The sequence below is a fragment of the Paenibacillus sp. ALJ109b genome (genome assembly GCF_010747435.1).
Classification (GTDB): domain Bacteria; phylum Bacillota; class Bacilli; order Paenibacillales; family Paenibacillaceae; genus Paenibacillus; species Paenibacillus taichungensis.
The window spans coordinates 43875-56647 of sequence record NZ_JAAIFP010000002.1 but is presented as its reverse complement, the minus strand read 5'-3'; the positions used below and the strand labels follow the sequence as shown (position 1 = coordinate 56647).

At 45.8% G+C, this 12773-nt stretch carries 12 protein-coding genes; 4 read left to right on the top strand and 8 right to left on the bottom strand.

Going from position 1 to position 12773, the window contains the following annotated elements:
* Positions 1 to 21 precede the first annotated feature (21 nt).
* Positions 22 to 459: a MerR family transcriptional regulator gene (locus tag G3352_RS02215; RefSeq protein ID WP_163753455.1), complete on the bottom strand. Its 438-nt coding sequence runs from the start codon at positions 457 to 459 to the stop codon at positions 22 to 24.
* Between the two features lie 169 nt (positions 460 to 628).
* On the opposite strand from G3352_RS02215, the gene G3352_RS02210 reads away from it, so the two are divergent.
* The 3 genes from G3352_RS02210 to G3352_RS02200 all read left to right on the top strand — a co-directional run bounded on the left by G3352_RS02210 (position 629) and on the right by G3352_RS02200 (position 4009).
* Positions 629 to 1513 (top strand): SDR family NAD(P)-dependent oxidoreductase, encoded by an 885-nt coding sequence (locus G3352_RS02210; protein WP_163753452.1) that lies wholly within the window; start codon positions 629 to 631, stop codon positions 1511 to 1513.
* A 119-nt stretch (positions 1514 to 1632) separates the two neighbouring features.
* Positions 1633 to 2793, top strand: a complete 1161-nt coding sequence (locus G3352_RS02205; protein WP_163753451.1) for an oxalate decarboxylase family bicupin — start codon at positions 1633 to 1635, stop codon at positions 2791 to 2793.
* A 76-nt stretch (positions 2794 to 2869) separates the two neighbouring features.
* On the top strand, positions 2870 to 4009 hold the full coding sequence (locus tag G3352_RS02200) for a zinc-dependent alcohol dehydrogenase (protein WP_163753449.1): 1140 nt from the start codon (positions 2870 to 2872) through the stop codon (positions 4007 to 4009).
* A 129-nt stretch (positions 4010 to 4138) separates the two neighbouring features.
* Here G3352_RS02200 and G3352_RS02195 read toward each other — a convergent pair whose 3' ends face one another.
* From G3352_RS02195 to G3352_RS02180, 4 genes are all read right to left on the bottom strand, one after another.
* A complete protein-coding gene (locus tag G3352_RS02195; RefSeq protein ID WP_163753447.1) occupies positions 4139 to 4924 on the bottom strand; it encodes a class I SAM-dependent methyltransferase in 786 nt (261 codons plus the stop codon).
* A gap of 196 nt (positions 4925 to 5120) precedes the next feature.
* Positions 5121 to 7115: a PTS fructose transporter subunit IIABC gene (locus G3352_RS02190; RefSeq protein WP_163753445.1), complete on the bottom strand. Its 1995-nt coding sequence runs from the start codon at positions 7113 to 7115 to the stop codon at positions 5121 to 5123.
* 137 nt (positions 7116 to 7252) lie between these two features.
* Positions 7253 to 8164: a 1-phosphofructokinase gene (gene pfkB, locus G3352_RS02185; protein ID WP_163753444.1), complete on the bottom strand. Its 912-nt coding sequence runs from the start codon at positions 8162 to 8164 to the stop codon at positions 7253 to 7255.
* 2 nt (positions 8165 to 8166) lie between these two features.
* Positions 8167 to 8913: a DeoR/GlpR family DNA-binding transcription regulator gene (locus G3352_RS02180; protein WP_163753442.1), complete on the bottom strand. Its 747-nt coding sequence runs from the start codon at positions 8911 to 8913 to the stop codon at positions 8167 to 8169.
* Positions 8914 to 9175: 262 nt separating this feature from the next.
* Here G3352_RS02180 and G3352_RS02175 point away from each other — a divergent pair, with 262 nt between their 5' ends.
* Positions 9176 to 9859, top strand: coding sequence for a G1 family glutamic endopeptidase (locus G3352_RS02175; protein ID WP_163753440.1), 684 nt, complete (start codon positions 9176 to 9178; stop codon positions 9857 to 9859).
* Positions 9860 to 9973: 114 nt separating this feature from the next.
* On the opposite strand, the gene G3352_RS02170 is transcribed toward G3352_RS02175, so the two are convergent.
* The 3 genes from G3352_RS02170 to G3352_RS02160 form a co-directional block, all read right to left on the bottom strand.
* Positions 9974 to 10423 carry a hypothetical protein gene (locus G3352_RS02170; RefSeq protein ID WP_163753438.1) on the bottom strand — a complete coding sequence of 150 codons (450 nt, stop codon included), beginning with the start codon at positions 10421 to 10423 and terminating at the stop codon, positions 9974 to 9976.
* A 167-nt stretch (positions 10424 to 10590) separates the two neighbouring features.
* Positions 10591 to 12018, bottom strand: a complete 1428-nt coding sequence (locus tag G3352_RS02165) for an FAD/NAD(P)-binding protein (protein ID WP_163753437.1) — start codon at positions 12016 to 12018, stop codon at positions 10591 to 10593.
* Between the two features lie 412 nt (positions 12019 to 12430).
* Positions 12431 to 12754 (bottom strand): hypothetical protein, encoded by a 324-nt coding sequence (locus tag G3352_RS02160; RefSeq protein ID WP_163753435.1) that lies wholly within the window; start codon positions 12752 to 12754, stop codon positions 12431 to 12433.
* Between the last annotated feature and the right edge of the window lie 19 nt (positions 12755 to 12773).

Here is a 12773-nt window from a genome sequence, read left to right as displayed (position 1 = left end):
GGTTCTGCTGGCTAACAGCGTTCAGGAGAAGATGTTCTTCTTTTCAAATACAGACATCTGATTCTCCCCGATAATCGGGCACTCATCCGGAAACATGCTTCGCTTCTCCATCTTCTCATCAATAAAATCGACGATCTGTTGTAAGGATGCAATCTGCGCTTCAATCTTCTTCCGATGGTTTAGCAGCATTTCACGCTCATCTGGGAAATCTTCCAGGTCCGAATCCATCGACATCTGTAAATAAGGCTTCATCTCCTCCAGAGACATACCTGTTTTTTTCAAACAAGTAATAAGCTTCATCGTCTGTATATCCTCCGGACGGTATACCCGATGGCGATTGGCCTTGCGTTCAGCCTTGGGAAGAAGTCCAATCTTCTCATAATAACGAATGGTATCTTCCGATAATCCGGCCTGTTCTGACGTCTCTTTAATGGAGAACACTTCAGTATCACTCATCATCGTCGACCTCCTCTGCTTTCATTGAACTCTATCTTACAACTTGGAGTCAGCTCCAAGTCAAGGTTGTTTTGAGTTCATCGTACGCTTGACTTGGAGTCGACTCCAAATTATAGAATGAGCGCATTAGACAGATTGGCTCTGTCATCCCATTCACTCAGGAGGTATTTATATGAATTCAAATCATACACTTCGTACAGCCTTAATTACAGGATCAACTTCGGGAATCGGTCTTGAACTGACCCGTACCTTGTTAGCCGAAGGCTGGCAGGTTATCGGCCTTAATCGTTCCGCTTTTCCGAAGGAAGACAGTGATATTCAGGACGGATTGCGCTCCGGCCAGCTCCGTTGGGTTCAAGCTAATCTTACTCAGTACGATAGTCTGAGAAAAGCACTGAACCAGATTAAATCCGAAACGGATACCATCGACGTGTTGTTTAATAATGCCGGGGGCAGTGGTTACGATCTTCGTTTGTCGGATCAGGGGCATGAAATGCACTTTGAATTACAGACCGTTGTGCCGTACATCATTTACATGGAACTACAGGATCTCCTTCACAAAAGCACCTTGAAAACCGTTATTAATACATCCACCAGTGCGTTCAATATGGTCAAACAGTTTAACCTGGACATCCTGGAACATCCAGCCGAGTTCAAAAAGCTGTTCGGTCCTTATGCGACTTCGAAGCTCGCACTGTCTTTATGGACACGCGAAGCTGCTTCTACCCCTGCAGCTAAAGGGATTCGGTTACTCAGCGTGGACCCCGGGGGCAACAATACACTCAGAGGTAATAAAACATCCGGACTACCCTTTTATATCAAACCAATCATGAAGCTGTTCTTCCCACATCCAAGTCACGGAGCTTCTCTGCTTTATAAGGGTGCCATTGCGCAAACCAGTCTTACATCCGGTACGTTTCTGATGAAAAACAAACCCACTAATCTCCGGTTTACGGAGCAAGGCCCAGCCATTTTGAACAGAGTGCATGAAATTTATGAGCATGAATTTTTGCAGCTTGACTCCAAGACCGATCCAGTAAGCAAAAAAAGTGTCTGAGCTTTCTTCTGTACTTTGGATATAATTCACCGTCCCTCATAATTGCCAGGCTCTGGTTCATAACTTCTCTATACCGACATCTGTCATGGGATGAAGTAATGAACTGGAGGAATCTGCAAATGAAAAATGAAAACAACAATGGCAAGCCATTAATTATACCGCAACCGATACGAAAAGATGGTGCCGGAGGACCCGATCTGGGACCTCGGGATGTGATGAGAGATTTACAAAATCCGGATATGCTGGTGCCTCCAGTAACAGACAACGGCTTATTACCCAACTTGAGAATGTCTTTTTCCGATACACATATGCAGTTGAACCATGGTGGTTGGTCCCGCGAAATTACAGTACGGGACCTGCCCATCGCTACGACACTTGCCGGTGTAAATATGAGTCTTACACCTGGAGGTGTAAGGGAGCTTCATTGGCATCAGCAATCGGAATGGGCGTATATGATCTGGGGTACGGCACGAATTACGTCCGTGGATCAGCAAGGTCGTAATTTTATTGCAGATGTGGGACCGGGAGATCTGTGGTTTTTCCCAAAAGGTCTGCCCCATTCCATTCAGGGCTTAGCTGATGGATGTGAGTTTTTGCTTGTTTTTGATGATGGGTCCTTCTCCGATCTGAATACATTATCCATCTCTGATTGGTTTGCACATACGCCACCAGAGGTGTTATCCGTCAATTTTGGCGTACCCGAATCTGCATTCCAATCCATGCCAACGGAACAGGTTTACATTTTTCAGGATCAGGTCCCTGGTTCCCTCGCTAGCCAGGAAGTTCAGTCCCCCTATGGCACGGTTCCGCTCTCCTTCAAACATCGGCTGTTAGCCCAGAAACCGATCATTACACCAGGAGGCAGTGTGCGCATTGTAGACTCCACCAACTTTCCGATCTCCACAACCGTTGCCGCAGCACTCGTGGAAATTAAGCCTGGAGGTATGCGCGAGCTTCACTGGCATCCCAATGCGGATGAATGGCAATACTATTTGACTGGGCAAGGAAGGATGACCGTTTTTGGAGGGAATGGCATTGCACGCACATTCGACTATCGGGCTGGAGATGTCGGATACGTACCTGTAGCTATGGGACATTATATTCAGAATACGGGCACCGACACCTTGTGGTTTTTGGAGATGTTTAGAAGTGATCGGTTTGAGGATATCTCCCTAAATCAATGGATGGCATTTACCCCAGAAGAGCTTGTACGTGACAACCTGAACGCTTCCCCTGAACTACTTCATGCATTGCGTAAAGAAAAATGGCCCGTTGTTTAGTGGAGCTGCACCTCTATCAAATAGAGGCAAATCGGGTAAAAGTTAAATAATCCCAATACGAAGGAGGAATATAGAGATGAAAGCCGTTACTTTTCAAGGAACCAAGGATATTCAAGTAAAAGAGGTTGAAGACCCGAGATTGCAGCAAAAGGATGACATCATCGTCCGTATTACTTCTACAGCCATATGTGGATCAGATCTACATATATATCAGGGAGCACTGCCCGCCCAAAAGGATTATGTCATCGGCCATGAGCCGATGGGCATTGTGGAGGAAGTGGGACCCGAGGTAACGCGAGTAAAAAAAGGAGATCGTGTGGTGTTACCATTTAACATCTCCTGTGGCGAATGCTTTTATTGCAATCACGACATGGAGAGCCAGTGCGACAACTCGAATCGCAATCCGGAGGTTCATACTGGAGGTTATTTTGGCTTCACGGAACGGTACGGAAATTATCCTGGCGGTCAGGCTGAATTTTTGCGTGTTCCTTATGGAAATTTCATGCCTTTTGTCATTCCCGAATCATGTGAACTGGAGGATGAAGCTCTGTTATTCCTGTCCGATGTGCTTCCTACTGCGTACTGGAGTGTTGAGAATGCTGGGGTGAAGCCAGGAGACACTGTAACTGTACTGGGCAGCGGACCGATTGGCCTGATGGCACAAAAATTCGCTTGGATGAAAGGTGCCAAGCGAGTAATTGCAGTGGATCGCCTTCCATATCGACTGGAAAAAGCCAAACGAATGAATGATTCCGAAGTATTTAATTTCGAAGATTACGATGATATGGGTGAACATATTCGCGAAATAACCCGAGGCGGAGCGGATGTTGTCATCGACTGTGTAGGCATGGATGGCAAGAAATCCACTTTGGAGGAAATCGGACAGAAGCTGAAAATTCATGGCGGTACATTGAGTGCGATTGAAATCGGCATCAAGGCTGTACGCAAATTCGGGACGATGCAACTGACGGGAGTTTACGGCTCGTCCTATAACATGTTCCCCCTAGGCAATCTGTTTGAACGAAACATTAACCTAAGAATGGGACAAGCTCCTGTCATTCACTATATGCCGGAGCTTTTCCGCAAAATCACGGCTGGCGAATTCGACCCTACCGAGATCATCTCCCACCGCATTACGCTGGAAAATGCGAAGGAAGCTTACCGGATTTTCTACGAACACGAAGACGAATGTACCAAAGTTATACTGAAGCCTTGATTTGATTGTGTAACGATTAAAAAAGCAGAAGTCCCTTACACGGGACCTCTGCCTTTTTTGATTTTGCTTTTGCTCACTTTAACTAACTATTGCTCCTACAAGGGATCAATCTGATAGCGCGAATAAACCTTATTTCGCTTTTGCCGCCTGAATGTATACACTCTCTCCTTTGAAGCTAACGAGTCTGCCTGGTTGCGTCACTTCAAAATTGAAATACTTCTTAATCACGGATGGCGCGCTCAGCATGCTTGCTTCAAGCTCTCTACTTTCCGACTCTGGAAGTCCAGCCCTGTTGCACCAATCTTCAAATGTAAAGTGTTTCTCAAAGGAAACCATCGTTTCCATTCGAAATCCGGCAAGCTCCAACATCCGAATCCATTCCGTCTTACGCCATGCCCGAACATGACTTCCATCACGCCACTTCTCGATTTCATTGTAAAATTGGTCGTTCTCATCACGTTCAGGTGCCACATTATCAATTAATAACAGTCTGCCACCAGGTTTCATTACTCGAAGCGCCTCTGATACAAAGGAAGGCACGTCTGGAAAATGGTGTGCAGCAATGCGACAGGTCACCAGGTCAAAGAAATCATCCTCGAAAGGGATATGTTCAGCATCTCCTGCAACAAAATCCACATTCTGGTGCCCGTTTCCCCGGATAAAGCGTTCAGCCACTTGTAACATCTCATCCGTTAGATCCAATGCGATAATCTGCTCCACAAGCGGAGCTAATGCATTGGCAACATGTCCTCCGCCAGTAGCAATATCCAGCACCTTCATATCCGAGCTCGCTTGAGATGAAGCCACAAGCAATGCCAGATCATCCCCTTTGGCATGACCGGCACTAGTCACATATTTCTCTGCATTTTTAGCAAATTGTTTGCGCACCTGTCCTTTAATCTGATCATTAGACATGCTGTCTCCTCCTTAAAGTTTCATTAGATGAAACCTAGTTTCATTAATTTTATATTGTTTATCTTATCACAGAATGAGCTTAAGCGAAATAAAAAGCATCTCCCCAGTAAATTTCACTGAGAAGACGCCATCTTATTTTAAACAAAGCTATGAGATAGAGATTGTTTATAACTTTTAGGAATATTTACTCTTTGACTTATTTCACAATGGTCGGCGATTTTTTCCACAGTCCGAGAATCAGACCAGAGATTACTGCACCGATTGCTACAGCAAGCAGGAAGAGTAATGCGTGATTCGCCAGTGCCGCAACGAAAATTCCTCCATGCGGAGCAGGTACGTTAATGCTCCACAGTTGAGTCAGTCCACCTGCAACAGCAGAACCGAGAATACAAGATGTCAGGACACGCAGCGGGTCAGCCGCAGCAAATGGAATGGCACCTTCTGTGATGAAGGAAAATCCGAGCACGTAATTCGTCAAACCTGATTTGCGTTCTTGTTCCGTAAATTTCGATTTGAAGAACGTTGTAGCGAGTGCAATCGCCAGTGGCGGTACCATACCGCCTGCCATAACAGCTGCCATCCAAGCACCATCCGTATTGCCGCTGGATGTGAATACACCGATAGCAAACGTATAAGCCGCTTTGTTAAACGGTCCACCCATATCGATGGACATCATGCCGCCAAGCAGCAAGCCAAGCAATACAGCATTTCCGGTACCCAAATTGCCAAGCGCATCTACAAGCCATGTGTTAAGGGAACCGAAGATTGGATCAAAGACATAGAAACTGATTGCACCAACGATAAGCAATCCGAACACAGGATACAGCAGGATCGGTTTCAAACCATCAATTGCTTTAGGTAGTCCTTTAAACAGCTTGCGCAGACCAATTACAACGTAACCTGCCAGGAAACCGGCAGCCAGACCACCAAGGAAACCGGCGTTTGAATTCACGGCCATCAATCCACCAACCATACCAGGCATCAGGGCCGGACGATCACCAATACTCATCGCAATAAATCCGGCTAGAACAGGAATCAGGAAGTGGAACGCACCAGTCCCGCCACCGATGGTTTGCAGCAGTTGCACAATAGGATTTTCCGGACTTGCAATTTGTTCAAACAAGAAGGATATGGCGAGCAAAATCCCGCCACCCACGACAAATGGAAGCATATGCGAGATCCCGTTCATCAAATCTTTATAAATCTTGCTGCCCATGCTCACTTTGCCTTGGCTTTCTCCTTCACTTTTGCCACCGTTACCTCCCTGGCTTCGGTAGATTGGAGCGTCCCCGTTAACTGCTTTGCGAATCAGTTCTTCGGATTTGCGAATGCCATCGCTTACGGGTCTTTGCAATACCGGTTTACCATCAAAGCGCGCCATTTCCACATTTTTATCCGCCGCAACGATAACCCCTTTGGCACGAGCGATTTCATCCGCTGTCAGTACGTTCTGTGCTCCTTCGGAACCGTTGGTTTCCACGCGGATATTAACGCCCATTTCCTGTGCTTTCTTTTTGAGAGCGTCTTCGGCCATGAACGTGTGAGCAATACCTGTTGGGCATGCTGTTACTGCAACGACAAAATCTTCAGATGCCGCATCACCAACAATAAGGCCTGATGTATTCTGCTTCTGTCCATTCGCATTGCCTGAGCCAGATACAGCGTTTGTTCCATTTGCAGCACTTGCTGCTTTTTCCGCTTCAGCTTTTTCTTTGGCAGCTTTTTTCTCCGCTTCCTCCGCCTGTTTGGCATCGAATAATGCAGTCACTTCTTCAGGAGTGTCCGTGCTCATCAGCTGCGAGATGAAATCGCTATCAATCAACAGCCTGGAAAGAGCCGCAAGTGTACGAAGATGTGTATTGGCTGCCCCTTCTGGAGCTGCAATCATGAAGAAAATATGGGCCGGTTCATCATCAAGTGCTTCAAAATCAAGTCCTTTTCGACTCTTGGCGAATACAACTGTTGGTTCATTAACTGCTGTTGTCTTGGCATGAGGCATGGCAATACCGCCACCGATCCCTGTGCTGGATTCCGCTTCACGTTTATATATCATTTCCTTAAACAGAACCGGATCATTAATACGTCCGCTACGGTTTAAACTTGCAATGAGTTCGTCAATAGCCTCTTCTTTCGTTGTGGCTTGCAGGTCCATGATCATCGTTTCCTGGATCATCAGGTCTGTTATTCTCATTTTGGTACACTCCCTTAAATTCAGTCGGCCTGTGTGATGCAGACCGACTTATAATTATACTTCTTACGCTGTTATCTGCGATCTAATGAATCCCCTCTTCTAAAAAGGGGCATGTAATTCCATTCATTTTGTACGGACTATATTTTGGTTATCGTGACTTGAGTACGCAGCTTTTCGATGAGTTCCCGAGTTGCCAGGTCATCCGAGAAAGCCGTTGCACTACCCGAAGCAACCCCCGTTCTGAACGCATCAAGCAGGTCTTCGCTTAGTCCAAATGTACCTACGAATCCACCGATCATAGAATCTCCAGCACCAACCGAGTTCTTCACGACACCTTTTGGCACGCTCGCATGGTAGACATCTGTTTTGGTAATCAACAGGGCACCTTCTCCTGCCATAGAAATCAACACATGTTTGGCACCTGCTCCCAAAAGCTTGCGACCATAAGTCACCAGTTCCTCTTGAGTGTCAATCGTTACTCCGAAAAGTTCCGCCAGTTCGTGATGGTTCGGCTTCACCAGCAGCGGTTCATGTACCAAAGCATCCATTAAAGCGGGGCCTGTCGTATCGATTACAAAATCGGCACTCGTTTTTTTGCACACATTGATCAGACGATCGTAGAAATCAGTTCCCAGTGAAGGCGGTACACTTCCCGAAAGAATGACGATATCTCCTTTTCGCAGTGCGGATAACTTGTTAAGCAACTCCGCTGCTTCCTCTGGTCGAATGGCTGGTCCCAATCCGTTAATCTCTGTCTCGTCCCCATGCTTCAGCTTGATGTTAATCCGGGTATCATCTGCGATGTTAACGAAATCCGTCAGGATCTTGTCTGCCTGCAATTTGTCATTAATGAAACGGCCTGTGAACCCTCCCAGAAATCCGAGTGCGGTGTTTTCGGCTCCCAGTTGATTAAGCACTCGCGATACGTTAATGCCTTTGCCTCCAGGAAGTTTCAGGTCCCGATTCATACGATTCAAATCACCAAGCTTCAGATCATGCACTTCCACGATGTAATCAATGGAAGGATTAAGTGTTACGGTATATATCATGGCTATCCCTCAATTATTTTAGTTTTCTGGGCGATTACAGAGCGCCAGTGTTCCGGCATACGTTCTGTGATCAAGTCTGCCTCCTCAAGGTCAAACAGTTTGGCAAAAGTAATTTCCCCAATTTTGCTGGAATCAGCCAGCACGTAAGATTTACCGGACAATTGATGTGCACGCCTTTTAATCAAGGCTTCCTCCGGATCAGGAGTTGTATACCCCATTTCGGCGTCCACTCCGTTGGTTCCAATAAAACATTTATCAAAACGGAAGTTGTCCATGTTCTGTAATGCGATACTGCCAATCACGGCTTTGGTGTGAATTTTCATCATTCCGCCAAGCAGATAGCTGCGTATTCGTTTACTTACCAGCGCTTCTACATGTGAAAGTCCGTTCGTCACTACTGTAACGTCCTTGGCTTCAATATAAGGAATCATCGCTAATGTTGTCGTCCCTGCATCCAGATAGATGCATTCACCATCGCTGATCTCCTGCGCAGCTAAACGAGCAATCGCCGTTTTCTGTTGAATGTTTTTGAACGTTTTTTCTTCCATACCAGGTTCTGGCGTCTTTTCATTCACTAGAGCAGCACCACCATGTATGCGTTTCAGCATCTGACGGCTCTCCAGATCAATCAAATCGCGCCGTATCGTTGATTCAGAAGCACCAAGCACATCGACAAGCTCTTGCAGTTTCACAATGCCTCTTTCGTGTAAGCGCTCTATAATTGCAGCATATCGTTCTTCAGTTAGCATTTTCATTCCTCCAACTGCTTTTATAGTAACATAAAATCCGTAAAAAACAATCATTTTCATTCAATTTAATTTAAAAACATTCAAAAACCATCAACATTCGACATTTACTAGACATCAAGCATCGCATCCAACCATAAATATCGTTCAAAATCGTTCAAATCTTATTTCTTTTTCAGAATGTCCATATCCTCTTTCTTCTTCCATGCATTTGATAATATCGAACGAATAATTTCGTCTCTATTTCCACATGGGAGGTGGCCGTATGGCGAATAGTAGAAATAAACACCGAAGACCCTGTATTCCTCATACAGGCAAAACAGATTCTTCACTACGCTTCGGGTGGATTTCCTCCAACTGGAGCGGTTATGCCCGAACGGGTGACAAATCTCAATTCAGACGTATCTCGGCTGAATGGAATGTGCCCTTTGTTCTACCATTGTCCAAGTCCTCATACTCCTCAGCCTGGATCGGGATCGATGGATATGAGAATTCCAATCTCATTCAGACTGGAACAGGCCATGATTGGATTAACGGCCAAGCTAGTTATTATGCCTGGTGGGAAATTCTTCCGGACGTTGAAACGGTCATCCCTTTTCCTGTATCACCAGGAGATCGGATCAGAGCTGCCATATACAGAATCAATCGTACCCGCTGGTGTATCACGCTCCATAACCTGACTCAAAGTTGGACTTTCCGCACCGTTCAGCAATATACAGGCCAGCAATCATCTGCTGAGTGGATTGTAGAAGCCCCATCAGTGGGAAGTTCCATCTCCAAGATGGCAAAAATCACACCTGTCACCTTCAAATGTTGTCGTCTGAACGGTTGCTCCCCTGGCTTCGTTGCCAAAGAGAAAGGTATCATGATTCAGCAAAAACAGGTTGTTTCCATTCCAGGAGCACCGGGACCACGCGGAGACTCTTTCGTCGTGAAACGAAACGGCTAAGACTTCTTCGTTGACAGATTCGTTAATGAAAAAAACTGCAATGTGCCGTATTCGGCGTACCATTGCAGAATGGATATTCGGTCACTGTGGAACTGACACGAGTCTCTTTTTCATTTATAGAAATAGCTCAGCTCTGTCTGGCTTGGGTTTTACCCAATTTCCTTCTTCATTAATAAACGCACCCTTGAAACGCCCCATCTCCAATTTCTCTATTAGCTTTATCTCATCCAGCACCAGAATTTCGGACAACTGCTGCAAACTATAATAATCACTTGGATCGTAATCCAGCAGAATTGGAACAGCCATGTCGTACAGTTCTTTAATTAGATTCTCCAATGAATGACGCCCGAGGTTGTCCATGGTTTGGAAAAACTTCAGATCATGGGATACCAGATTGCGGAACGATTTATCCTTTAAGTTCATCCACAGCGTATTACACGCCTGAATACTCATATAGTTCTGCTCTACATCATAATATTGGATCTCATCAATCTTCATATACTTTTCCTGAAAAGCTACAATTTTGATCAAGGGTTCATTTCGTTTGCGTGAAGCTTTCTTCAAATGGGTTCTGAACCCCTCATAATCCATGATTCTCACAATAATCTATCGCCTGCCTTAACGCTGTATAATTCGATATTTTACAGCATTATATAAGCACCCGTAAATGTAACTTTAGGAAAAGGAAAACCGTACAGCATCTTACCCTGCTGTACGGTCAATTTGAATACTCAGATTCCAACTTCATTTTTCACCCAGCTCGCAGTAAATTCCTGTTCGTTATACTTCAAAAATTGCTCCAAGATCTGCTCATGGTCATCCAGGAAAAGCTGATCGGCTACAGCTGAAACCAACTTCGGCACAGCATTCTTTGTCCCCGATATTGCCGAGGCAGAGAGGCCGCAACTTGCAAGTGCAGAGTAGTTAAAGACAAACAACCCACGCAGCTTAACCTGCCCCTCCTCATCTCTGCTGGTCATTGCAAATCCGGGACTAAGGTAAGGATGTGCGTCAAGCAGTGCATTCCTTTGTTCCGTCGGAGCTTGAAAACGGTCTGCCCAGCGTGCAATGTGCGCCTCCACCATTCTGAGCTCGGGACGCAGTGACGGATCACTCACCATCCCCGTGCTTATGACCAGAAAATCAAAGGAGTGCTGGCCCTGTGGCGTAGTCACTACCGCTTTCCCATCCTTCATCTGTACATCCAGCCAAGGCGCATGAAGATGTAATTGGAAGCCTGGCCATGCAGCAGCCCGGTTGAAGGTATCGTTGGTTGGTGGCTGATTGTATTTAAAAAAGTGAGAAATGGTCGCATACTTATCCTCGTCTGACAATACGTGAAAGCGTTCGATCATACCGGATTGTTCCATCTGACGTATCGGGTTAACGCTCGGCAATTGTTCCCGCCGCACAAATACGTGAGCCTCAGCCACGCCTGTGGCTAGTGCAAAGTTGGCATTATCAAAGGCAGACGCCCCGCCACCAAGTATGGCAATCCGTTTTCCTTTTAACCGTTCAAAATCAATCAGCTCCGACGTGTGAGCGTACAGATGTCTAGGTACTTTCTCAGCGATCATCGGTGGTACATGCCACTCCCCACCACCCTGGATACCCGTAGCCAAGACAACCTTTCGTGCCAGCAACATATTACTTGGAGCCCCTGCACCTGTAATGTGCAACCGGTGTAAGCCTCCATCTGCAGGTTCAATCAGTCTCAGTTTCACTTCATTCACAACAGGCAGATTAAGCACTTGCCTGTACCAACGCAGATAGTTCATCCATTCTCTGCGCGGAATTTTATCAACCTCATCCCATCCTGTAGGACCCGCTTGCGCCTCCCACCATGCTCGAAACGTCAGCGAAGGAATACCGAGATCAATGGAAGTCAGATGTTTTGGTGTACGTAACGTGACCATACGCGCGTAAGTTTCCCAAGGTCCCTCCAACCCTGCGGCATTTTCATCAATGATCAGAATGTTGGATATCCGCTCACGCAGGAATCCAAAAGCAGCCCCCAAGCCGCTCTGCCCACCACCTACAATAACGACATCATAGATATGGCCTTCGTCATGTTCCCGCGGACGAATCCAATCCGCACCTCCATATGCGAGATAAGCCAGATCATCTTGTACTCTTTGGTTTAATGTTTCAAGGCTCATCATTCATCAACCCTTTCAACTTTCACTCGTATGCTGCTATGAACCGCTCATTTAATGTTATGTTTGTGTAATAATTTGTTTTATTGATGGATATTCTGTAAGTTCAAAGCAGCCTAAATCATTTACCATATGGATAAAGACGATGATTTCGTCTCAATCCCTTACATCATTTTCATGAGGATTAGCGTTATTATATGAGTTGGGGTCATTTTTTTGAATATGACGACAGATTTCTTGTCATCATACCTAAAAATATCTAACATGCTTGTTAACTATAACGAAACCAAATTTTAAAGACTTCGTCCTGTATGTAAAAAAGACAGATCAGGTTGGATATTAACGGTCGATCCAACCCGGATCTGTTTTCGTATTGTCTTATTTTCAAATAGGTGGGGTGCTGAAAATCAACACCTCATGTCAATTCGTGTACTGACCATACAATACCGTTCGTTGCTCCAATCCCCAAGTTCAGAGTAATCGTTAATCCATTCGCTGCGTAAAACAACCCAATCACATCGCCTGCGTTCAGCGTAACCTGCGCCGCTAGCGTTACGGCTCCACTACCAAGCACTGCCCGCAACGTAAGTAGCGTTACGCTGATATTCAGGATTGGCAATAGTCCATTGACCAATGTAGTCGTAGTGGGGGATGTTCTTTGCACTAGAAACGCCGGATTGACCCCAGCACCCAATGAGATGGCTATTGCGGCAGTTGTAGATAAATTGATTGTTGCCACAATCGAGTAGGTTCCAGTA